Origin of the sequence: Pseudomonas borbori, from assembly GCF_900115555.1 — a bacterium.
Classification (GTDB): Bacteria; Pseudomonadota; Gammaproteobacteria; order Pseudomonadales; family Pseudomonadaceae; genus Aquipseudomonas; species Aquipseudomonas borbori.
The window spans coordinates 163,961-186,118 of the sequence record NZ_FOWX01000006.1 but is presented as its reverse complement, the minus strand read 5'-3'; the positions used below and the strand labels follow the sequence as shown (position 1 = coordinate 186,118).

Sequence of the window (22,158 nt, the reverse complement as noted above, 5' to 3'; positions counted from 1 at the left end):
GGAAAATGGCTGTAGCCCTTGATTTATCTAGGCTACCAGCTTGGGCTTCGGACTTGGTAGGATTATTTTGGGCATAAAAAAAACCGGCTTGTGGCCGGTTTTCAGGGGGTGTGTCAGCTTATTTTTGGTAAGCCGCCACTGCCTTGGTGATTTCGGCGCGGGCCGCGTCGGCGTTGCCCCAGCCTTCGACCTTGACCCACTTGCCTTTCTCGAGATCCTTGTAGTTCTCGAAGAAGTGCTTGATCTGCTCGAGCAGCAGGGCGGGCAGGTCGGTGTATTCCTTGACGTCCACATACAGTTGGCTGAGCTTGTCGTGCGGTACGGCGATCAGCTTGGCGTCGCCGCCGGCTTCGTCGGTCATGTGCAGGACGCCAACCGGGCGAGCGCGGATCACCGCGCCCGGCGCCACCGGGTATGGGGTCACGACCAGCACGTCGAGGGCGTCGCCGTCGTCGGCCAGGGTGTTGGGGATGTAGCCGTAGTTGGCCGGGTAGAACATCGGGGTGGCCATGAAACGGTCGACGAACAGGCAATCGCTGTCCTTGTCGATTTCGTATTTGATCGGCGCGTGGTTGGCCGGGATTTCGATGGCGACGTAGATGTCGTTCGGCAGGTCTTTACCGGCTGGAATCTTGCTGTAGCTCATGGAGTGGCTCCCGGGGTGGGCTAAAAAGTGGCGGGATTATAGGCATATTCCCCGGCTGTTGCTATGCCGGGGTGGCTAGCCATTGGTCGCGTGGGGGCAGCCTTTGGGTGTAGTGCGATAGTCCGGGTGCGCGGCCTGCAGGCGCTGCAGACGCGCCAGCGGGTCCTGGCGGTAGAATAGCGCCAGCTGCGCGTAGACCGCGGGAAAGGCCTCGGCCAGCAGGTCCGGGGCGCTGAAGAAGTACTCGCTGGTAACCGCGAAGAATTCCGCCGGATCTTCCGCGGCGTAGGCGTCGATGGCGGTTGCGCCGTGCGGGTCGGCGTCGAGTTGGGCGTTCATGCGATCGTAGGCGCTTTGCATGGCGCTGGCCCAGTCTTTGACGCGCATGCTGCGGTGTAAGGGCGGCAGGCCGTTGGCATCGCCATTGAGCATGTCCAGCTTGTGCGCCAGTTCGTGAATCACCAGGTTGTAGCCGTCCCAGCCGCCGCTGGACTGGACCCCGGGCCAGGCGAGGATCACCGGGCCCTGCTGCCAGGCTTCGCCGCTGTGCTCAGCCTCCCACTCGTGGACCACGCCGCTGGCGTCGCGGTGGCGCTGCGGGCTGAGGAAGTCGTCGGGGTAGAGGACGATCTCGTGGAAGCCCTGGTACCAGTCGAGGTCGGCGAGGTGCAGCAGCGGCAGTTCGGCCTGCGCCGCCAGCGTCAGGCGGTCGATGGCGTCCAGTTCGACGCCGGGCAGGGCGCTCAGGTGTTTGTCGTGGAGGAACAGTACGGCGCGTTCACGCAGGCGCTGCTCTTCGCTGTCGCTCAGGCCATCGAGCAGCGGCAGGCGCCGACGTACCTCGGCCCAGGTTGTCGGGGATATTGGCTGGCGGGCAAGGATGCGCCGGCGGCGCCAGGCGCGGAACGACCACATGGGGGCAGGCTCGGGTTGCACGGCTGCCCACCATAAGCGGCGCCTGCCTGTGCGGCAAGCTGCGGCGAATCGGCACAAAGACTGCAGTGCATCGGCTGGTGGTGCGCGGGGAGGGGCTGCCGATGTCGATCGAACGCATGGATCATCCTGCCGTCAGCCTGCTGTTGGGCTGCGGCATCGACCTGCCGGCCCAGGCGGCGCGGGCGCGGGCGATGTGGCTGGCGGGTCGCCAGGGACGCCCGCCGCTGTTGCTGGTGGCCTTGTTGTGGGCGCGCGATTGCCCCGATGTGGTGCAGCGGCTGCAGGGTTATCTGGATGCGCTGTTCGCCGACTATCGCTGCACGCCCGCGGGCTGGAGCGAGGCGCAGGCGGCGCGGCAGGTGCTGGCGGCGCTCAACCAGCAGCTGTTCCACATGCGGCAGACGGGGCGCAGCGTGCCGCAGCTGGATGCCGGGTTATTGTTGCTGCAGGGCGCTGATGCGCAGTTCCTGCAGGCCGGTGCGGTGGGGCTGCTGCGCTACAAGGGCGGGGGCTTGCACAGCCTGGCGGGGCGTGAGGGCATGCAACTGGGCATGCAGGCCGAGCTGGCGCTGGTGCAGTACAGTCTGCCGCTTAGTGCGGGGGAGGCGCTGTTGCTGGCGCCGCAGCCGTTGCTCGGCGTGGCCGACCTGGATGCCTTCCGCGCCGGCTGTCAGACGCTGGTCGTGGAAAGTATGCCGGCGCTGCTGGCGCCCTGGCTCAAGGCACCCGGCGCCGCCGCGTTGCTGCTGTCGGGGGCGGCCGCAAGTCTGCCGCCGGCTACGCCGCGGGAGCAGTGGCCGGCACTGGCCGAGGCCGTGACCGGCATGCGGGTGGATGGCTGGACGCTGCTCGACGAGTGCCCGTTCGGCCCGCCCGGCCGGCTGTTCCGGGCGCGCGACGATAGTGGCCGCGAGGCCTTGCTGTGGCTCGCCGAGGAGGCGGCCGACGAGGTGTTCTGGCAGCGTGAGTGGGCCTTGCGGCGCAGCCCGGTGGCCAGCTTGCCGCGGGTATTGTCGGCGCACCGGCCGCGTCGGCATGCCTTCATGCTGTTCGAGCCGCCTGCAGCGGGGCTGCGTAGCCTGGTCGATTGGCTAGCGGCCCATGGTCCTGTGGATGGATCGACCCTGCTGAGCCTGCTCGATCAGGCCATCGCAGCCGTGCGCGCCCTGCAGCGCCGCGGTATGCAGGGGTTGTGGCTGAGTCCGCGAAACATCCTGATCAGTGCGGGCGGGCGTCTGCTGCTATTGCCGGAACATGCCGCGCTATTGCCGGGCGTGCCGCGTCAGCCGCTGCCCAGCGAGGCTATCCCGCTGGCGCCGGAACTGCGCGGCCCGCAGCGGGTGGATGGGCGTGCCGATCAGTTCGCCCTGGCGGCGTTGGCCTATTGGTTGATCTGTGGTCAATGGCCGGAAATCGCCCGCCCGGAAGGCGGGGTACTGAGCCGTTATGTGCCACTGGCCACCTTCACCACGCACTTGCCGGCTGGTTGGGACGGGGTGCTGGCACGGGCTCTGGCGCCCCAGCCCGCCGCGCGTTTCGAGGCCTTGTCGGAGTTCCGTCAGGCGTTGCAGGAGCCGCTGGCGCATCCGCCGGCCCCGGTTCGGGTCAACCTGCGCACACAGCCCTGGCGGCTGGCATTGCTCGGCGCCTTGGTGATTCAGTTGGGGTTCGGCTTGTGGCTGAGCCTGCAGGGGTAGGCGCATGCACGCCGATGGCGCAAGCCAGCGCAGCCCAGCTGCCGACCTGGCGGCTGGGCTGGCGTTGTGCCGGATCAGTCGCCGTTGATGGGCAGTACGTAGTTCTTGAACTGCTGGTCTTCGACGAAGCCAATCGATTCGTAGACCTTCTGCGCCACCTCGTTATCCCGACTAGTGGCGACGCGCATGCGCACGGCGTTGGTTTCCTTGGCCATTTTCTTGGCGGTTTGCAGCAGGCGGTCGGCAACCAGTTGGCGCCGCGCGTCCTTGGCGACATAGATGTCGTTGAGGATCCACACGCGCTTGAGCGACAGCGAGGAGTAGCTGGGATAAAGCTGGCAGAAGCCGAGCAGCTTGTCATCGTCGTCGGCCAGGGCCAGGTAGATCACCGATTCTTTGCGGCGCAGGCGGGTTTCCAGAAACTTGCGCGAGGAATCGGGGAACGGCAGTTCGCCGTAGAACTCGCGGTATTCGACGAACAGCGGGGTCAGCAGATCCAGGTGCTCCAGGGTAGCAGGGACGATACGCATGGCGAGCCTCGGCATTAGTGATGGGCTGGGTTGGCACTGCATGGGCTGTGCCAGCGGACGCACCGATGCTGCCTAATGCTTTTGGAAAGCGCAATCCAAGCAAGCGTTTGATTATGAAGTCCGTGTCCTGCAACCTGGCCGGGCCTGGCTGGTCGAAACGCTACACACCGAGATCGAGCACGGACCGCTGTGCTAACCTGCGGCGATCTTGTTCAGGGCCAGTTCTGGCCGGTTTTTGAGGACGCCTTCAAGGTAAATCATGCATATCCATATTCTTGGCATCTGCGGCACCTTCATGGGCTCGTTGGCCGTGCTGGCCAAGGAGCTGGGCCATCGCGTCACCGGTTCCGACGCCAATGTCTACCCGCCGATGAGCACCCAGCTCGAGGCCCAGGGCATCGAGCTGACCCAGGGCTACGACGCCGCACAGCTCGATCCGGCTCCGGACCTGGTGGTGATCGGCAACGCCCTGTCGCGCGGCAATTCGGCAGTGGAGTACGTACTCGACCAGGGGTTGCCCTACGTCAGCGGCCCGCAGTGGCTGGCCGACCATGTGCTGCAGGGCCGTTGGGTGCTGGCGGTGGCCGGCACCCATGGCAAGACCAGCGCCAGCAGCATGCTGGCCTGGGTGCTGGAGCACGCCGGCATGAGCCCGGGCTTTCTGATCGGCGGGGTGCCGCAGAACTTCGGTATTTCCGCGCGCCTGGGTGGCACGCCGTTTTTCGTGGTCGAGGCCGACGAGTACGACAGCGCCTTCTTCGACAAGCGCAGCAAGTTCGTCCACTACCGCCCGCGGACCGCGATCCTGAACAACCTGGAGTTCGATCACGCGGACATCTTCCCGGATCTGGCGGCCATCGAGCGGCAATTCCACCATCTGGTGCGAACCATCCCCGGCGCTGGCCTGATCATCCACCCGGCTGCGGACGTGGCACTGCAGCGGGTGGTCGAGATGGGCTGCTGGACGGAGGTAGCAACCACTGGCGAAGGCGGCCAGTGGCAGGCGCGCCTGCTCAGCGCCGACGGCTCGCGTTTCGAGGTGCTGTTCGACGGCCGTCCGCAGGGCGTGGTCGACTGGCAGCTGAGCGGCCAGCACAATGTGGCCAACGCCCTGGCGGTCTTGGCGGCGGCGCGGCATGTCGGCGTGGTGGCGGAACTCGGCATCGCCGCGCTGGGCAGTTTCATCAACGCCAAGCGGCGCATGGAGAAGGTCGCCGAAGTCAACGGCGTGACCATCTTCGACGACTTCGCCCACCACCCGACGGCGATTGCCACCACCCTCGACGGCCTGCGCAAGCGCATCGGCGATGCCCGCCTGATCGCGGTGATCGAGCCACGTTCCAACTCGATGAAGCTCGGCGCCCACCGCGATGGCCTGCCGGGTTCGGTGGTGCAGGCCGACTCGGTGTACTGGTACGCACCGGCCAACCTCGGCTGGGACCTGGCGGCGACAGTCGCCACCTCCACGGTGCCGACCCGGGTCTGCGACTCGCTGGAGGCGATCATCGCCGGGGTCAAGGCCGAAGCCGCACCGGGCACCCAGGTGGTGGTGATGAGCAACGGCGGTTTCGGCGGCTTGCACGGCAAGCTGGCCGCGGCATTGGAGGCATAAATGTCCGGACCCGAGCGAATTACTTTGGCCATGACCGGCGCTTCCGGCGCCCAGTACGGCCTGCGCCTGCTCGATTGCCTGGTGCAGGAAGAGCGTGAGGTGCATTTCCTGATTTCCAGGGCCGCGCAACTGGTGCTGGCCACCGAAACGGACGTGACCCTGCCGGCCAAGCCCCAGGCCATGCAGGCGTTCCTCAGTGAATACACCGGTGCGGCGCCGGGGCAGATTCGCGTCTATGGCAAGGAAGACTGGATGGCCCCGGTGGCCTCCGGCTCGGGCGCACCCTCGGCGATGGTGGTTGTGCCCTGCAGCACCGGTACGCTGTCGGCGATCGCCAGCGGTGCCTGCAACAACCTGATCGAACGCGCCGCCGATGTGGTGCTCAAGGAGCGCCGGCAGTTGATCCTGGTACCGCGCGAGGCGCCGTTCTCCAGCATCCACCTGGAGAACATGCTCAAGCTGTCGAACCTGGGCGCTGTGATCCTGCCGGCGGCGCCGGGTTTCTATCATCAGCCGCAGACCATCGACGACCTGATCGACTTCGTCGTCGCGCGCATTCTCAACTGCCTGGGCGTGCCCCAGGACATGCTGCCGCGCTGGGGCGAGCATCATCAGGTTTCGGATGAGTAGCACCGCCGTGCGTATGGGCTGCCTGCTGCTCATGCTGTTGAGCAGCGGCTGCGCCACGCTGCGCACCCTGGATGCGGCCAAGCCGGGCGCGCCGGTGATCTATGCCGGCACTCGCCTGGACTTGTATGCGCTGAACAATGGCTGCTGCGCCGAGGCGCGGTTCGGTGCCGAGGCGCCCCAATACCCCGGCCTCGATCTGCCCGCCAGTGCTTTGCTGGACACCCTGCTGCTGCCATTCTCGCTGGCGACCGAATTGGGCGTGAGCCTGGGCGTCAGCGGCGGGCTTTAGCAGGCCGTTGAAAAACGTAGGCGAGGCAGGCAAGACAAGGACTAGGCGTCCCCGCAAAAACGGCCGCAACGTAGCGCAGCGGAGTAACAGCCGTAGGCTGGCCCGCAGGGTGAGCGAAGCGAATCAAAAGCGGAGTTTACTCGCTGTAAATGAGTATTTTGAGGCCGTTTTTAACGCAGTATTGCCAACGTAGGTATTTTTTCAGCGGCCTGTTAGCGGGGGCGGTGCGCATGGCGCACCCTACAAAGGCGCGGGCTGTGTGGGGTGCGCCGTGCGCACCAAGTCACTGCTATTCGGCCAGCTTGCACACGGCGGCCTGGGCATCCGCCAGGCCATAACGACCCTTTGCATCGCGCACCACCCGGCCCATGGCGATCGCCGGGTCGTGGGTTAACACCAGGCGGCCGCCGCGCTCGAACAGGTCGGCCAGCAGTGTCGTCTTCTCCTCGATCAAGCCTTCGGGGAAGCGGTCGTAGCCCATGGTGATCGGCAGGTGCACCCAGGGCGCGCCGGGGATCAGGTCGCTGGGGAACAGCACCGGGCCGCCGGGCATGGCCACCTCGGGCAGCAGCAGCCCCGGGGTATGGCCATCGCTCCAGTGCAGGCGCCAGTCCGGGCCGAGCAGTTGGCACTGGTCAGCTTCCTCCAGCAGGGTCAGGCGGCCGCTGTTTTCCAGCAAGGTCAGCAGCTCGGGGATATAGGAGGCGCGGTCGCGGGCGTGGGGCTGGCAGGCGCGCTGCCACTGACGCTGGCCGGCGACGTAGCGCGCATGGGGGAACAGCAGGCGCGCCGGCTGGCCTGCTGCCCAGGCGGCGAGCAGGCCGCCGGCGTGGTCGAAGTGCAGGTGGGTGAGCAGCACTATGTCGATGTCGGCATCGCTCAGGCCCAGTTCGGCCAGGCTATCGAGCAGCACGTGGCGGTCCTCCTGGACGCCGAAGCGGTCTTTCAGCTCGGGGCTGAAGAAGGCGCCGATGCCGGTTTCCACCAGGATGTTGCGGCCCTCTTCCTGCACCAGCAGGGCGCGGCAACCGAGGTCGATGCGGTTCTGTTCATCCGCGGCCATCCAGCGCTGCCACAGGGCCTTGGGGGCATTGCCGAACATGGCGCCGCCGTCGAGTTTCTGGCTGTTGCCGGTGAGGGTGGTCAGTGTGCGCATGAGTCTTTCCGTAGGGGGTGCGAGGTCGCCTAGGCTGTGCGCACCGGTCGTTCGTTGCGGTTGTCCGTGGTGCGCATGGCGCACCCTGGCTGGCGTCGCGCTGCTGCATCTGGACGAGGATACGCCAAGCGCAGGCGCAGGCGCCGGCCGAGGCCCGAATAAAAAAGCGCGGCCTTCGCCGCGCAAACGCTCAACATTTTAGCAGCCGGTCAGAACTGCTCGGCGGCCAGCCCATACAGCGGCGCGCTGCCGGCGCGGATGCTCGCCTCCAGGCTCAGGGTGCGCGGTAGCAGGCGGGCGAAGTAGAAGGCTGCGGTGGCCAGCTTGCCGGCGTAGAAGGCCTCGTCATCGGCGCGGCGGGCTTCGGCCACCGCGGCCATACGTGCCCACATATAGGCGTAGGCGACGTAGCCGAACAGGTGCAGGTACTCCACCGAGGCGGCGCCGACCGCATTGGCATCCGTCTTGGCCTGTTCCAGCAGCCAGCCGCTGACCGCTTCCAGGCGTTCCAGGGCGGTGACCAGCTCGCCGCCGTAGGGCGTTTCGTGCTGGTGGGCGAAGTGGCGGACTTCGGTCGCGAACTGGCGCAGCGCCGCGCCGCCGCCCGCCACCACCTTGCGCCCGAGCAGGTCGAGGGCCTGGATGCCGTTGGTGCCCTCGTAGATCTGGGCGATGCGCACGTCGCGCACCAGTTGCTCCTGGCCCCACTCGCGGATATAGCCGTGGCCGCCGAACACCTGCTGGCCGTGCACGCAGCTGTCCAGGCCGCTGTCGGTGAAGAAGGCCTTGGCCAGCGGGGTGAGCAGGGCGACCAATGCCTCGGCCTGCTGGCGTTCCGCGGCGTCCTCGCTGAACTTGCTCAGGTCCAGTTGCTGGCCGACGTAACAGGCAAAGGCGCGACCGCCCTCGGTCATGGCTTTCATGCTGAGTAGCATGCGGCGCACGTCGGCATGCACGATGATCGGGTCGGCGGCCTGGTCCGGCGCCACCTTGCCGCTGGCCGCGCGGCTCTGCAGGCGCTCGCGGGCGTAAGCGGCGGCGGCCTGGTAGGAGGCTTCGGCGCAACCGATGCCCTGGATGCCGATCGACAGGCGTTCGTAGTTCATCATGGTGAACATCGCGGCGAGACCCTTGTTGGCCTCGCCGATCAGCCAGCCCTGGGCGCCGTCGAAGTTGATCACGCAGGTGCTCGAGGCCTTGATGCCCATCTTGTGTTCGATCGAGCCGCAGCTCACCGCATTGCGCGCCCCCAGGCTGCCGTCGCCACCCACCAGCACCTTGGGCACCAGAAACAGCGAGATGCCCTTGGGCCCGGCTGGCGCGCCCGGCAGCTTGGCCAGTACCAGGTGGATGATGTTCTCGGTCAGGTCCTGCTCGCCGCCGGTGATGAAGATCTTGCTGCCACTGATGCTGTAGCTGCCGTCGGCCTGGGGTTCGGCCCTGGTGCGGATGATCCCCAGGTCGGTGCCGGCATGGGCCTCGGTCAGGCACATGGAACCGGCCCAGCGGCCCTCGTACATGGGCGGTAGGTAGGTGCTTTTCAGCGCTTCGCTGGCATGGGCGTCGATCGCCAGGCAGGCACCGGAACTCAGCGCCGAGTAGAGGGCGAAGCTGGCATTGGCGGCGTAGAGCATCTCCTCGAAGGCCACGGCGAGCATTTTGGGCATGCCCATGCCGCCGTAGGCCGGGTTGCCGGACAGGCCGACCCAGCCACCTTGGATATAGGTGGCGTAAGCCTGCTTGAATCCGGCCGGGGTGTGCACCTCGCCGGCGACCCACTGTGCGCCTTCTTCGTCGCCGCTGCGGTTGAGCGGGGCGATCAGACTGCCGGTGACCTTGGCCGCCTCTTCGAGAATAGCGTCGGCGGTGGCGGCATCCACGGTTTCGCTCAGGGCCGGCAGGCGCGCCCACAGCGCAGGGGCGTCGAAGACTTGGTGAAGGACGAAACGCAGGTCGCGCAGGGGCGCGTTGTAGTCGGGCATGGGGCACCTCAAAACGAAGTGCCGCAGGCGAACCTGCGGCGTGGCAATTGATAACTAGGGTTATAGCGCGTCAGTCGACTTCGGTGGCGCCGCTGGTCTTGTCCTTGCTCGAGGCGAAGCTGAGCAGGTGGGTGCGCTCGACCAGGATGTACAGCGCCGCGCCGGCGGCCAGACCCCAGCCCGCGCCGTAGACGGCCAGGACCACGCCCATGGTGCCGGCGACGCCGCGTTCGGTGTTGTTGTTGAGTTGCTCGAAACCGACCATCAGGCAGATATAGCCGGTGAGGATCAGGGTCAGGGACAGGGCGATCGGCAGTACCGGCTGGAAGAAGCTCACCAGCGGCAGGGCGAACAGGGCGATGAAACCGGTGATCCAGAAGGTGCCGGCGCCGCTGTAGATCGAGTCCATGGCCTTGCGCCCGTACTTGTAGCGCTCGGCCATGGTCGCCGCCACGGCGGTCCACAGCGGCCCGGCCAGGCCCGGATAGGGGGCGAAGAAGGCGTGCAGGGCGTTGCGCAGGGCGGTCACCAGGTGCACGCGGTCGATATTGTTCTCGATTACTTCATCGGTGCGCAGTTCGTCGGCGCGCTGCATCAGCGACTGGCCGACGATGATGTCGCCGAAGGCGATGATGTAGGCGATCACCGCCGTCGGCACGGCCAGCAGGAACACGTCCAGGCCGGGGAAGCCGACGTTGAACGGCAGGTAGTTCCACATCTCGGCGAAGGCCGGCGCGGTGATGCCGAAGCGCACGTCGGGCATCTTGTACTCACCCACGGCGATGCCGATGAAGATGGCGATCAGCATGCCCGGCACCATGCCGTAGTTGACGATCTTGCGCGCCAGGGGCACGCGCTCGGTGAGGCCCTTGAACGACACCGAGAACATCAGGTAGAGGCAGATCAGGCTGCCCAGCACCAGGGAGATCGGCGTGTTGGCCAGGCGCCCGCCGCTGGAGATTTCGCCCATCAGCGCGGCGATGCCGGCGCCGATGATGATCCCGCCCTTCATCGAGTTGGGAATGATCTTCACCAGGGTGCTGCCCAGGCGGGTGACGCCGAGCACCAGGAAGATCACGAACACCAGAAACTGCAGGGCGAACAGAGCCTGGATCGCCTGCGGGCCGGGCTCGAAGTTACCGAGAAACAGCAGCACCACCGGGATCCCCGGGGTGATCCAGCCGGGCACCATGGGCACCCCGAGCAGCGCCGGCAGCATGAAGCCGATGCCGCACACCACCACATAGGCCAGGGCCACGTCGTAGGGCAGGCCGAGGTATTTTTCCAGCAGCGGGATCATCGCCAGGCTGACCACGAACATGATCAGCGCCTGGAGCATCTCCGCGGTTTCCCAGCGGTAATGCACGAAGGGCAGGCGTACCTTGAACGGGCCGAGGGGCCAGTAGGGTTGCTCGTCGCCGTCGCGGCGCTTGAAAATTTGCATGAGGGTTCTCCGTCGGCCGCCAGGGCCGGTTCTTGTTGTTGTGCAAACGGTGCGGTCTTGCCGTAGCCCGGATGCAATCCGGGGGAGTCGAGTGGCTGGCCCCGGATTACATCCGGGCTACGGGTGTCAGAGCGTCTTGGCCCTGTCGCGCAGGACGAACTTCTGGATCTTGCCGGTGCTGGTCTTCGGCAACTGGGTGAAGACCACGGTTTTCGGCACCTTGAAGCCGGCCAGGTGCTCGCGGCAGAAGGCGATGATCTGGGCTTCGCTGGTGGCCTGCTGGTCGACCTTGAGGGTGATGAAGGCGCAGGGCGTCTCGCCCCATTTCTCGTCCGGGCGGGCGACCACGGCCGCTTCCAGCACCGCCGGGTGGCGATAGAGCACGCCCTCGACCTCGATGGTGGAGATGTTCTCGCCGCCGGAGATGATGATGTCTTTCAGCCGGTCGCGGATTTCCACGTAGCCGTCCGGGTGGCACACGGCCAGGTCGCCGGTGTGGAACCAGCCGCCCTCGAAGGCCTCGGCGGTGGCGCTGGGGTTCTTCAGGTAGCCCTTCATCACGGTGTTGCCGCGCATGAATATCTCGCCGATGGTTTCGCCATCGCGCGGGGTCGGTTCCAGGGTCTTGGGGTCGCCGACCATCAGGCCTTCCAGGGTGGCGTAGCGCACGCCCTGGCGTGACTTGATCCGCGCCCTTTCATCCAGGGGCAGTTCATCCCATTCGGCATGCCAGGCGCACACGGTGACCGGGCCGTAGACCTCGGTGAGGCCGTAGACGTGGGTGACCTTGATGCCCATTTCCTCCACAGCGCCTATCACCTTGGCCGGCGGCGCCGCGCCGGCGACCATGGCGTTGACCGGGTGTTCGATGGCCGCCTTGGCCGACGCCGGCATGTTGACCAGGGCGTTGAGCACGATGGGCGCGCCGCACATATGGCTGACCCGGTGTTCGCGGATCAGGTGGAGAATCTTCTGCGGGTCGACGCGGCGCAGGAATACATGCACGCCGGCCAGGGCGGTGATGGTCCAGGGGTAGCACCAGCCGTTGCAGTGGAACATCGGCAGGGTCCAGAGGTACACCGGGTGGTTGCCCATGGCCCAGGTCATCTGGTTGCCCAGGGCATTGAGGTAGGCGCCGCGGTGGTGGTAGACCACGCCCTTGGGGTTGCCGGTGGTACCGGAGGTGTAGTTGAGGCTGATCGCCTGCCATTCGTCCGTCGGCCACTGCCAGGCGAAGGCCGGATCGCCCTCGGCCAGCAGGGCCTCGTAGTCGAGGTCGCTGACCGCCTGGCCCTCGCCGTATTCCGGGTCGTCGACGTCGATCACCAGCGGTGGATGGTCGAGCATGCCGACGGCGGCGTGGATCACCTCATGGAACTCGCGGTCGGCGATCAGCACCTTGGCTTCGCCGTGCTGCAGCATAAAGGCGATGGCCTCGGCATCCAGGCGCACGTTGAGGGTGTTGAGCACCGCGCCGATCATCGGCACGCCGAAGTGGGCTTCGAGCATGGCCGGGATATTCGGCAGCATCACCGCCACCGTGTCGCCCTGGCCGATGCCGCGGCCGGCCAGGGCCGAGGCCAGGCGCCGGCAGCGGGCATAGGTCTCGCTCCAGTCGCGGCGGATCGAGCCGTGGATCACCGCCGGGTAGTGAGGGTAAACGCTGGCGGTGCGCTCGATAAAGCTCAGGGGCGAGAGGGCGATATGATTGACGGCGGCAGGCGCGAGGCCCTGTTCGTAGATCGACATGCGAGTACCCATGGCAGATTGTTTGCTCTTGTTGATGCTGTCGGCGCGGCGACAGGCGTGCCGCTGTTTCAGCCTGGACTATTTATAACTTTCAATAGATTGATATGGCAACTAACCCATAGTCTTATAGTATATTCACTAGATTATTATTCCAGAGGCGACCAAGGTCGCTTTGCATTCGGTCGGCGTTGCCGCGATGCTCGCGTCTGCCAAGCGCAAGGCCGGCGATAAGGAAGCGATGCGATGAGTGAGATCCGCGTGCAGTTGCACAGTTGGCTGCGATTACAGCGCGAGGCGCTGCCGCTGGCGGTGCGCGCCGATGGCCTGCGCCGCACCCTGCTGGCCTGCCCCGAGGTGCGCCAGGCGTTCTATCTCGGCTGGCAACCGGCCACCGGCATCTACAGTCATGAAGGCAGCGCCGCGCATCTGCCGCCGGGCTTTGGCGACCCCTTGCAGGCCAGCGACCAGGCCCTGTTCGTCGCCCTGAACGAGCAGCCGCGGCTGAGTCTGGGCGAGTTGCGCCAGTTGCCCTGCTGGCTGGCCGGGCGGGTGCGCCGGGCGGCTATCAGCCATGGTCAGGTGCTGGCCCTGGAGCTGGATGCCGGGCAACCCGGCTTGCTGCTGATCGAGTTGCAGGAGGGGGTCAGCCTCGATTGGCTGGGGTTTATCCACGAACTGCTGCTGGCCCTGCTCGCCAACCTGCCCGGGCAGGCCCGTGGCTGTGCCCTGCTCGGCAGCGATCCGCAACCTGGCTTGCTGCTGGATGCGCAGGCGCAGCCGCTGCAGTTGAATGCGGCCATGCTCAAGCTGCTCGGCGAGCGGCCCGGGTCGGCGGCAGCGGCCTTGCTCCCGATCAACGCGGCGCAACTGGTGCGGGCCTGTCTGCAGCAGGGGCGGGCGATCGATGCGGTCGAGGCCCAAGTCGACGGGCAGATCCTGATCTGGCTGTTCATGCCCGATCCGCTGGAACAGCAGGTGCTGGCCCGCTGTCGCCTGGCCACCGAGCAGGTGCAGGCCGAACGCGAGGCGGCCAAGGCCAGTCGGCTGTACCGCCTGATCACCGAAAACACCACCGACCTGATCTCCCGGCACACCCCGGAGGGGCGCTTTCTCGATGCCTCGCCGGCCAGCTGGACCCTGCTCGGCTACTGGCCCGAGGAGCTGCGCGGGACCCTGGTGCAGGCACTGTTCCACCATCAGGATCAGGCCCAGCTGGTGCAGAGCACCCGCGAAGCGCTGGAGCAGGATGGCTACCACACCATGACCTTCCGCATCGCCCATCGCGACGGCCATTACCTGTGGTTCGAGACCGCCAGCCGGGCGATCCGCGAAACCTACACCGGTGCGGTGGTGGAAGTGGTCAGCGTGTCGCGCGACATCACCGCGCGGGTGCAGGCCGAGGAAAACAAGCGGCGGCTGGCCGAAGTGGTCGAGGCCAACACCGACCTGGTGCTGTTCATCGACCCGGCCGGGTGCCTGACCTACCTCAATCCCTCGGCCCGGCATGCCCTGAATATCGCGGCGAACCAGGCGCTGCCAACCCTGGCTGCGCTGCTCGGCGAAGACGATGTGCAGCAATTGCAGGCCCGGGGTTGGGCGACTGCCGATGCGCGTGGCGTGTGGAGCGCCGAGGTGCGCCTGCGGCCCCTGGGGGCGCGCGCGCCGCTGCCGGTGTCGCTGGTGCTGCTGGCCCATCGCGGCACTGGCGGCGAGCATTATTACTCTCTGGTGGCCCGCGACATGACCGAGCGCGAATTGCGCGAGGCCCAGCAGCGCCGCCATCAGGACGAACTGGCGCATACCGCACGGCTGGTCACTCTCGGCGAGCTGGCCTCGGGGATCGCCCACGAGATCAACCAGCCGCTGGCGGCGGTGGTCAATTACGCCAGTGCCAGCCAGCGTTACCTCAAGGCCCTGGGCACTAACCCCGAGGCGGTGGATAAAGTCGCCCAGGGCCTGGAACGCATCAGCGAACACGCCAACCACGCGGCCGAGGTGATCAAGCGCCTGCGCGCCTTCCTGCGCAAGGGCCAGCGCCGCACCCAGGCCTTGGACATGGCCCGGGTGGCGCGCGAGGCGGTGCGTCTGTGTCAGTGGGAGGCGAGCAACTGGCAGGTGAATATCGTCGAGCAACTGGCGGATAATCTGCCGCCGGTCTACGCCGACCGGGTGCTGCTCGAGCAGGTGCTGCTCAACCTGTTGCGCAACGCCATCGACGCCAACCGCGAAGCCCATCCAGGCCAGCCTTCGCGCATCGAACTGAGCGCCGGCGAGCGTGGCGGCCAGTTGTGCGTCTGGGTCAGTGACCAGGGCCCGGGCGTGGAGGCGGCGCAGTTGCAGCACATCTTCACCCCGTTCTACACCAGCAAGGCCGAAGGCCTGGGCCTGGGCCTGTCGATGAGCCGCAGCATCATCGAAGGCTTCGGTGGCGCTCTGGAGGCGCATCCAGGGGAGGGCGGCGGCCTGTGCCTGGAATGCCGCCTGCCGCTGGGGCGCGGCGAGCAGGCCGAGGCTTGAGCGGCTCAGTGTGGGGGGAACTTGTGTGCGGGAGGGGCGATGCATGACAACACATAACAACAGGAGTGGGGCATGAGCGGGCAAGCGCAGCAACGGGTGTATGTGGTCGATGACGACCAGGGCATGCTCGATTCCACCGTCTGGCTGCTGGAATCGGTGGGGCTCAAGGCCTTGCCCTTTACCAGCGGCCGGGCGTTTCTCGAGGCCTGCACGACCGAGACCCGCGGTTGCCTGCTGCTGGATGTACGCATGCCCGGCATGGGCGGCTTGAACGTGCAGGAAGTCCTGCGCGAGCGCGGTATCGACATGCCGATCATCTTCGTCAGTGGCCATGCCGATGTGCCCATCGTGGTGCGCGCCTTTCGCGCCGGCGCGGTGGACTTTATCGAGAAGCCCTACAACGAGCAGTTGCTGCTCGACAGTGTGCAGCAGGCCCTGAGTCGGGTGCCGGCGACCCCGGCGGCGGATCAGCGTTTGCAGGGGGTGCAGGCGCGCCTCGACAGCCTCACCCCGCGCGAGCGCGATGTGCTGCTGCCGCTGGTGTGCGGTTACACCAATCGGCAAGTGGCCGAGCAGTTGGAGGTCAGCGTCAAGACCGTCGACTTGTACCGCTCGCGGGTGATGAAACGCATGCAGGCCGAGACCCTCGCCGACCTGGTCGGCATGGCCATAGCCGCGGGGCTGGTGGACGCCCTGCAGCTGCGCGAGCCAGCGAGCCAGCCGCCCCGGATGTCGCTCTGACCTCTCTGCGGCCTGAGCTGGCTGCTGGTAAATTGCTATCATGCGTTTTTTGCTGGCCCATGCCTCGCCGTCGGCCAGTGTTGGCAAACCCGTCGAGTCGTACCATGACCCTGAAACTTATCGAGAGCGCTGCTCTGCTGATCGCGCTGTGCTGGCTGCACGCCCTGAATATGCGCCATGTCCAGCGGCAACTGCTGCGCAAGTTGCTTGCCGGTGGCCTGTTCGGGGCGATCTGCGTGGTCGGCATGCTGGCTCCGCTGACCCTCCAGGAGGGGCTGATCTTCGATGCGCGTACGGTGGTGCTGAGCATGGCCGGGCTGTTCGGCGGCCCGCTGGTGGCGGCCATCGCCGGGCTGATGGCCGGTGCCTATCGGCTCTGGCTGGGTGGCGTGGGGGTCATTCCGGGCCTGTTCAATATCCTCATGCCGGTGCTGCTGGGCCTGGCCTATCGGACGGCCTGCCTGCACAACTGGCTGCGCATCGGCGTCTGGCAGCTGCTGCTGTTCGGGGCGCTGGTGCATCTGTTGCTGGTGCTGAGCCTGAGTCTGTTGCCCGCCCAGGATTTCGGCCAGGCGTTGCAGCAGGTGGCCGTACCGATTTTGCTGGTACTGACGCCGGCCACCCTGCTGCTGGGGCTGCTGTTGCAGGATATCTACCGGCAGGCCAGCGATCGCCAGGCCCTGCGCGAGAGCGAGGCCCGCCTGCGGGCGATCAGTGAGGCCAGCCCGGATCTGACCCTGGTGCTGGACGAGGAGGGGCGCTATCTGGAGGTGATGGCCCCCGACCCGCAACTGCTCCATGGCGGCGCTGAGGGCCTGGTCGGCAAGCGCCTGGCCGATGTGCTGGCGGTAGGCCAGGCGGAGAAGTTTATGGCCTTGATTGCCCGCACCCTGGCCAGCGACAGCCCGCAAACCCTGGAGTACGGCCTGCGCACGCCTGCCGGCCAGCGGGTCTTCGAGGGGCGCGCCAGGCGCCTGGATACCCCGCTGCAGGGCAAGCGGGCCGTGGTGGTCATCGCCCGCGATATTACCGACCGGGTCAATTTCGAGCTGGATCGGCGGATTGCCGCGATTGCCTTCGAATCCCAGCAGGGCATGCTGATCACCGATGCCAGTACGCGGATCCTCAAGGTCAATCGCGCCTTCTGCCAGATCAGCGGCTACAGCGCCGCCGAAGCCATCGGCCAGACCACCCGGATGCTCAATTCCGGGCGCCAGGGGCCGGAGTTCTATCAGGCCATGTGGCAGACCCTGAGCGAGACGGGCATCTGGGAGGGGGAGGTCTGGAACCGGCGCAAGAATGGCGAAGTCTTTCCCGAGTGGCTGGCCATCAGTGCGGTGTGCGATGAACGCGGGCGGGTCAGCAACTACGTGGCGTCGTTGACCGATATCAGCGAGCGCAAGTCCGCCGAGGAGAAGATCAAGCACCTGGCGTTCTACGATGCCCTCACCGGTCTGCCCAATCGGCGCCTGCTGCGCGACCGCCTGCAGCAGGCACGGGCGCTGAGCCGACGCAGCGGCCAGCATGCCGCGCTGGTGTTTCTCGACCTCGACAACTTCAAGAATGTTAACGATCTGTATGGCCATCAGGTCGGTGACGAGCTGCTGTGCCAGGTTGCCGAGCGCTTGCGCCATAGCCTGCGTGAGCGCGATACCGTGGCCCGCCTGGGTGGCGACGAGTTCGTCGTCATGCTCGAAGGGCTGGAGATCCGGGCCGAGGAAGCCGCCTCCCAGGTCGAACAGTTGGGTGCCAAGGTGCTCGAGGCCCTGCGCCAGCCCTATCTGGCCGGCGGCCACAGCCTGTTCAGCAGCGCCAGCCTGGGCGTGGTGCTGTTCAACGACGATCAGCATTCGGTGGATGAGCTGATGCAGCGCGCCGACCTGTCGATGTACACGGCCAAGGCCGCGGGCAAGAACGCCCTGAGTTTTTACGACCCGCAGATGCAGGAGGCGGTCAGCACCCGCCTGCAGCTGGAAGCGGATATGCGCCGGGGGCTGCAGAGCGGCGAGTTCCTCCTGTATCTGCAACCGCAGCTGGATCAGCAGGGGGGGCTGACCGGTGCCGAGGCGCTGGTGCGCTGGCAGCATCCGCAGCGCGGCTTGTTGGCGCCTGGCGCGTTTATCGGCATCGCCGAGCGCTGCGGGCTGATCGAAAGCCTGGATATGCAGGTGCTCGGCGCCGCCTGCGAGTTGCTCGCGCAGTGGGCGCAGCAGCCGCATAGCGCCGGCTTGAGCCTGTCGGTGAATCTCAGCGCGCGCCTGCTCTATCAGGCCGGCTTTGTCGAGGCGCTGCAACAGACCCTGCAGCATAGTGGAGCCAACCCCCAGCGCCTCAAACTGGAGCTGACCGAGACATTGCTGTTGGCGGACATGGACGAAGCCATCGTGCGCATGCAGGCGCTGAGAGGCATGGGCATCCGTTTCTCCATCGACGACTTCGGTACGGGCTATTCGTCCATGGCCTACCTGCAGCAGTTGCCCCTGGATCAGTTGAAGATCGATCAGTCGTTCACGCGTGAGCTGCCGGGCAATCCCAGCAGCCTGGCCATCGTGCGGGCGATCATCGCCCTGGCGCAAAGCCTCAAGTTGGAGGTGATCGCCGAAGGCGTGGAAACCCGGGCGCAGCGCGACAGCCTGCTAAGCAATGGCTGCCTGCATTACCAGGGCTACCTTTTTGCCCGGCCCATGGCCGTGGCGGATTTTGCCGCGGCCGATCTGTTTCGGCCCAGACTCGCTGAGAGCTTGTGAAAAAACTCCCGCCTGCTGCGAGCGCCCCCAGGCGGCCGCTGCTCCGAGCAAATGTCTCGAGCAATCGGCGAGCCATAGACATCACTCGCCGCAGGCAGTGCACCAGGGTCGATCGGCGCGGCACCAAGCTGGCGGGTTGCCGCTGCGCGCCGAACGGAATGCCGCCCGAGCCGCCCTAAGCGCCAGCCGGCAGGGACCACTGCTCGAGCCGCTGCGCCGCTTCCGGTTTGCCGAACAGATAGCCCTGGAAACGCTGGCAGCCCAGGCGCAGCAGGCTGTCGCGCTGCGCCCGGGTTTCCACGCCTTCGGCAATCACCTGCAGGTCCAGGCTGCCGCCCAGGGCGACTATGGTGCGCACGATGGCCGCATCGTTGGGGTCGCTGAGCAGGTCGCGGACGAAGGAGCGGTCGATCTTCAGCTGGTTCAGCGGCAGGCGCTTGAGGTAGCTGAGCGACGAGTAGCCGGTGCCGAAGTCGTCCAGCGCGAAGCGCACGCCGCGGGCCTTGAGCAGGCCCATCTTGACGATCATGGTTTCGACGTCCTGCACCAGATGGCTCTCGGTCAGTTCCAGCTCCAGGCGCTGCGGATTGGCTCCGGTCTCATCCAGCACGGCGAACACGTCGTCGACGAAATCACGGTGGTGGAACTGCCGCGCGCTGACGTTGACCGCCAGGGTCAGTTGCTCACGCTCGGCATCTGCAGCCCAGGCCACCAGTTGCTGGCAGGCGCTGTGCAGGATCCAGCGGCCCAGCGGCAGGATCAGGCCGGTGCTCTCCGCCAGCGGGATGAATTCCCCCGGGGCCACCAGGCCGCGGCTGGGGTGCTGCCAGCGCACCAGGGCTTCGGCGCCGAGCAGTTGGCCCTGCGCGTCGACCTGCGGTTGGTAGTGCAGAACGAACTGGCGTTCGGCCAGGCTCTGGCGCAGGTCGTTTTCCAGGTTGGCGCGGGCGCTGACTTCGGCCTGCATCTGCGGATTGAAGAACCTCAGGGTGTTGCGGCCGGCGGCTTTGGCTTCGTACATGGCCAGGTCGGCACGCTTGAGCAGTTCATCCACCGTGCCCCGGGCCTCGGAAAACAGGGCGATGCCGATGCTGGCGGTGCTGGTATGGTTGCGCCCCTGCAGCGCATAGGGTTCGGCCAGGACCTGGATCAGCTTGCTCGCCACCGTTTCGATCTGGGCGATGGCCTCGGGGTGCTGCGGGTGCAGCCCTTCGAGCATGAGCACGAACTCGTCGCCGCCGAGGCGGGCCAGGGTGTCTTCCTCGCGCACGTGGCTGCCCAGGCGTTGGGCCACCTGTTGCAGCAGCCGGTCACCCATATCGTGGCCGAGGGTGTCGTTGAGATCCTTGAAGTTGTCCAGGTCGATGAACAGCAGGGCGCCGTCCAGCTGGTTGCGCCCGTGTTGCGCCAGGGCATGCTGCAGGCGGTCGAGCAGCAGGCGGCGGTTGGGCAGGCCGGTGAGCAGGTCGTAGAAGGCCAGGCGGTGGATCTGCTCGAGGTTCTTCTTGTGCTCGCTGATGTCGGTGGAGATGCCGCACAGGGCGTAGATGCGGCCGTCAGGGTGGCGCAGCGGCAACTTCACCGAGAGGTAGGTCTGCTCGAGGCTGCCGTCCGGGCTGCGGTTGACTTCCTCGGTCTCCACCCGTTCGCCGAGCAACAGCACGCGGCGGTCGTTGTCATGCAGGTTGGCCGCGGTGGCGGCGTCGAAGAAGCGTTCGTCGGTCTGCCCCACCACCTGCGCCAGCGGCAAGCCGAACAGCTCGCAGACCTTGCGGTTGGCGTACTGGTAACGCAGTTCGGGATCCTTGATGTAGATATAGGCTTCGACGCTGTCGAGGATGGTGTTCAGGTGCTGCTCGCTGGCTTTCAGGTGACGGGTCTTCTCGTCGACCTGGCGGCGTAGCACGACGGCGCCGGCGAGTGCCGTCAGGAGCAGGCCGGCAAGAACGGCCAGGCCCCACCAGGCTTCGCTTGGCACCAGCAGCCGGGGTCGTTCGCCGCCCCAGCGTTGCAGGGTCTGATAGTAATAGGATGAGGGCGAGTCTTGCCATTCGCGCAAGTGGCGGTCGATGCCGGCCAGCAGGTCGGCGTTGGCGCCCTTGCGGGTGGCATAGAACAGCTGCGCGGGCTGGAACATGATCGGCGTGCCGCGTAGCTGGTAGCCTGGCGCCTGGTAGTCGCCGAAGCGCTGGTTGGCCACCGCCGTATCGGCCTGCTGGTTGGCCACCAGTTCGAAGCCCTCGGCCAGGCTGTGCACGGGAATCAACTGCGCGTGCAGGCCAAAGCTGTCGAGTAGCGTTTGCAGGTAGTCTTGCTGGATGGAGCCGGCCAGCACGGCGATGCGTCGATCCTCGAGGTCGAGGATCGATTTGAGCTTGGCGCCCTCGCGGCTATACAGCTGCGACCAGCTATACAGCGAGGGCTGCCGGTGAAAGTCCAGGTGCAGGGCGCGTTCTGCGCTGAAGGCCACATCCGGCAGCAGGTCGATGCTACCGTTTTGCGTCAGCTCCAGGCAGGCCTGCCAATCGCAGGGCACCGGGATCAGGCGCCAGTTTTCCTGGCGGGCGATTTCCCCCAGCACTTCGCCGAGGATGCCGGAGAGCTGTCCGTCCTGGCCCAGGAGGATTTTCGGCTCGTTGGCGTAGACGCCCACCCGCACCTCGCGCGCTTGCGCCCAGCTCGGCGCGGCGCAGAGCATGCACAGTGCGAGTAAGCCACTCAGGCAGATGTGGCGGCTGTCGAGAGGGTGTATCGGGGGTGGCTTCATGCGCTAACCGGTTTCAATCCCATGAACTTATCCAGCAACCATAGACAGCATACGGCTCTATTGCTTGCGGCAGAAGGCCGGCATGGCTGCGTCAGCCCTGCTGAGCCCAGCCACGATAGACGAAGGTCATGGGGCGGGGGCCTTTCAGATAGCCGCTGTGCAGCTGGCCGATGCTGAAGCCGCCGGCCCGGATCAGCGCCGGGATGTCGCGATCGAGGTGGCAGCCGCCCGCCAAAGGCTTCCAGTAGGGCGTCAGGCGCTGCTGCCAGCGCACCACGGGGGCATCCGGGGCCAAACCGTGCTCGCAGAACAGCAGGTGGCCGCCGGGTTTCAATACCCGGCGCATTTCCTTCAGTGCGGCCACGGCGTCCGGGATGGTGCACAGGGTGAAGGTGCAGACGATGCTGTCGAAGCTGGCGTCGGCGGCCTGGATCTGGCCCAGCTCCAAGGCGATCATCTGCACCGGTATGGGGCTCTGCGCGGCGCGGGTGCGGGCCAGGCGTTGCATCTCGGCCGAGGGATCGACGCCGACGATCGCACTGACGTTGGCGGCGTCGTAGAACGGCAGATTGAGACCGCTGCCGATGCCGATCTCCAGCACTCGGCCCCGGGCCAGCGGGACGATCTGCGCGCGGACCTGCATCACCTCGCCCATACCGCAGGCGAAGTCGATCAGGTGCGGCAGGATGTAGCGGTCATACAAGTGCATGGCACG

Annotated in this window: 16 protein-coding genes; 7 read left to right on the top strand and 9 right to left on the bottom strand. The window is 66.5% G+C overall.

Going from position 1 to position 22,158, the window contains the following annotated elements; all coding sequences use genetic code 11:
* Positions 1-118: 118 nt before the first annotated feature.
* Positions 119-646, bottom strand: coding sequence for an inorganic diphosphatase (ppa, locus tag BM315_RS06650; RefSeq protein WP_090499081.1), 528 nt, complete (start codon positions 644-646; stop codon positions 119-121).
* A gap of 75 nt (positions 647-721) precedes the next feature.
* A complete protein-coding gene (locus tag BM315_RS06645; protein ID WP_090499080.1) occupies positions 722-1,561 on the bottom strand; it encodes a M90 family metallopeptidase in 840 nt (279 codons plus the stop codon).
* A gap of 122 nt (positions 1,562-1,683) precedes the next feature.
* Between BM315_RS06645 and BM315_RS06640 the strand changes: the two genes are divergently transcribed.
* Complete coding sequence (locus BM315_RS06640) at positions 1,684-3,279, top strand: protein kinase family protein (protein ID WP_090499078.1); 1,596 nt, start codon at positions 1,684-1,686, stop codon at positions 3,277-3,279.
* A gap of 74 nt (positions 3,280-3,353) precedes the next feature.
* Here the strand turns inward: BM315_RS06640 and BM315_RS06635 are convergent, their stop codons facing one another.
* Complete coding sequence (locus tag BM315_RS06635) at positions 3,354-3,809, bottom strand: GNAT family N-acetyltransferase (protein ID WP_090499076.1); 456 nt, start codon at positions 3,807-3,809, stop codon at positions 3,354-3,356.
* A 259-nt stretch (positions 3,810-4,068) separates the two neighbouring features.
* Here BM315_RS06635 and mpl point away from each other — a divergent pair, with 259 nt between their 5' ends.
* From mpl to BM315_RS06620, 3 genes are read left to right on the top strand one after another with little or no spacing between them, the layout of a single operon-like run.
* On the top strand, positions 4,069-5,421 hold the full coding sequence (mpl, locus tag BM315_RS06630) for a UDP-N-acetylmuramate:L-alanyl-gamma-D-glutamyl-meso-diaminopimelate ligase (protein WP_090499074.1): 1,353 nt from the start codon (positions 4,069-4,071) through the stop codon (positions 5,419-5,421).
* Positions 5,422-6,051, top strand: coding sequence for a flavin prenyltransferase UbiX (ubiX, locus tag BM315_RS06625; RefSeq protein ID WP_090499072.1), 630 nt, complete (start codon positions 5,422-5,424; stop codon positions 6,049-6,051).
* Positions 6,044-6,340, top strand: a complete 297-nt coding sequence (locus BM315_RS06620; protein WP_090499070.1) for a YceK/YidQ family lipoprotein — start codon at positions 6,044-6,046, stop codon at positions 6,338-6,340. The genes ubiX and BM315_RS06620 overlap by 8 nt, the downstream gene beginning before the upstream one ends.
* Before the next feature lie 289 nt (positions 6,341-6,629).
* Here BM315_RS06620 and BM315_RS06615 read toward each other — a convergent pair whose 3' ends face one another.
* From BM315_RS06615 to BM315_RS06600, 4 genes are all read right to left on the bottom strand, one after another.
* On the bottom strand, positions 6,630-7,496 hold the full coding sequence (locus BM315_RS06615) for an MBL fold metallo-hydrolase (RefSeq protein ID WP_090499068.1): 867 nt from the start codon (positions 7,494-7,496) through the stop codon (positions 6,630-6,632).
* A gap of 209 nt (positions 7,497-7,705) precedes the next feature.
* Positions 7,706-9,478, bottom strand: coding sequence for an acyl-CoA dehydrogenase C-terminal domain-containing protein (locus BM315_RS06610; RefSeq protein ID WP_090499066.1), 1,773 nt, complete (start codon positions 9,476-9,478; stop codon positions 7,706-7,708).
* A 70-nt stretch (positions 9,479-9,548) separates the two neighbouring features.
* A complete protein-coding gene (locus BM315_RS06605) occupies positions 9,549-10,922 on the bottom strand; it encodes a solute carrier family 23 protein (RefSeq protein ID WP_090499064.1) in 1,374 nt (457 codons plus the stop codon).
* A 126-nt stretch (positions 10,923-11,048) separates the two neighbouring features.
* On the bottom strand, positions 11,049-12,671 hold the full coding sequence (locus tag BM315_RS06600; protein WP_090499062.1) for an acyl-CoA synthetase: 1,623 nt from the start codon (positions 12,669-12,671) through the stop codon (positions 11,049-11,051).
* Positions 12,672-12,914: 243 nt separating this feature from the next.
* On the opposite strand from BM315_RS06600, the gene BM315_RS06595 reads away from it, so the two are divergent.
* From BM315_RS06595 to BM315_RS06585, 3 genes are all read left to right on the top strand, one after another.
* Complete coding sequence (locus tag BM315_RS06595) at positions 12,915-15,188, top strand: PAS domain-containing sensor histidine kinase (RefSeq protein ID WP_090499060.1); 2,274 nt, start codon at positions 12,915-12,917, stop codon at positions 15,186-15,188.
* Between the two features lie 72 nt (positions 15,189-15,260).
* On the top strand, positions 15,261-15,929 hold the full coding sequence (locus BM315_RS06590; RefSeq protein ID WP_090499058.1) for a response regulator transcription factor: 669 nt from the start codon (positions 15,261-15,263) through the stop codon (positions 15,927-15,929).
* 104 nt (positions 15,930-16,033) lie between these two features.
* On the top strand, positions 16,034-18,676 hold the full coding sequence (locus BM315_RS06585) for an EAL domain-containing protein (protein WP_090499056.1): 2,643 nt from the start codon (positions 16,034-16,036) through the stop codon (positions 18,674-18,676).
* 175 nt (positions 18,677-18,851) lie between these two features.
* Here BM315_RS06585 and BM315_RS06580 read toward each other — a convergent pair whose 3' ends face one another.
* A complete protein-coding gene (locus tag BM315_RS06580; protein WP_212632937.1) occupies positions 18,852-21,443 on the bottom strand; it encodes an EAL domain-containing protein in 2,592 nt (863 codons plus the stop codon).
* 91 nt (positions 21,444-21,534) lie between these two features.
* Positions 21,535-22,152: a class I SAM-dependent methyltransferase gene (locus tag BM315_RS06575; RefSeq protein WP_090499052.1), complete on the bottom strand. Its 618-nt coding sequence runs from the start codon at positions 22,150-22,152 to the stop codon at positions 21,535-21,537.
* Positions 22,153-22,158: the final 6 nt, after the last annotated feature.

Bases quoted from the DNA above. Each gene is read 5' to 3' on its own strand.
- ppa (WP_090499081.1), bottom strand. From the start codon at position 646: ATGAGCTACAGCAAGATTCCAGCCGGTAAAGACCTGCCGAACGACATC.
- BM315_RS06645 (WP_090499080.1), bottom strand. From the start codon at position 1,561: ATGTGGTCGTTCCGCGCCTGGCGCCGCCGGCGCATCCTTGCCCGCCAG.
- BM315_RS06640 (WP_090499078.1), top strand. From the start codon at position 1,684: ATGTCGATCGAACGCATGGATCATCCTGCCGTCAGCCTGCTGTTGGGC.
- BM315_RS06635 (WP_090499076.1), bottom strand. From the start codon at position 3,809: ATGCGTATCGTCCCTGCTACCCTGGAGCACCTGGATCTGCTGACCCCG.
- mpl (WP_090499074.1), top strand. From the start codon at position 4,069: ATGCATATCCATATTCTTGGCATCTGCGGCACCTTCATGGGCTCGTTG.
- ubiX (WP_090499072.1), top strand. From the start codon at position 5,422: ATGTCCGGACCCGAGCGAATTACTTTGGCCATGACCGGCGCTTCCGGC.
- BM315_RS06620 (WP_090499070.1), top strand. From the start codon at position 6,044: ATGAGTAGCACCGCCGTGCGTATGGGCTGCCTGCTGCTCATGCTGTTG.
- BM315_RS06615 (WP_090499068.1), bottom strand. From the start codon at position 7,496: ATGCGCACACTGACCACCCTCACCGGCAACAGCCAGAAACTCGACGGC.
- BM315_RS06610 (WP_090499066.1), bottom strand. From the start codon at position 9,478: ATGCCCGACTACAACGCGCCCCTGCGCGACCTGCGTTTCGTCCTTCAC.
- BM315_RS06605 (WP_090499064.1), bottom strand. From the start codon at position 10,922: ATGCAAATTTTCAAGCGCCGCGACGGCGACGAGCAACCCTACTGGCCC.
- BM315_RS06600 (WP_090499062.1), bottom strand. From the start codon at position 12,671: ATGTCGATCTACGAACAGGGCCTCGCGCCTGCCGCCGTCAATCATATC.
- BM315_RS06595 (WP_090499060.1), top strand. From the start codon at position 12,915: ATGAGTGAGATCCGCGTGCAGTTGCACAGTTGGCTGCGATTACAGCGC.
- BM315_RS06590 (WP_090499058.1), top strand. From the start codon at position 15,261: ATGAGCGGGCAAGCGCAGCAACGGGTGTATGTGGTCGATGACGACCAG.
- BM315_RS06585 (WP_090499056.1), top strand. From the start codon at position 16,034: ATGACCCTGAAACTTATCGAGAGCGCTGCTCTGCTGATCGCGCTGTGC.
- BM315_RS06580 (WP_212632937.1), bottom strand. From the start codon at position 21,443: ATGAAGCCACCCCCGATACACCCTCTCGACAGCCGCCACATCTGCCTG.
- BM315_RS06575 (WP_090499052.1), bottom strand. From the start codon at position 22,152: ATGCACTTGTATGACCGCTACATCCTGCCGCACCTGATCGACTTCGCC.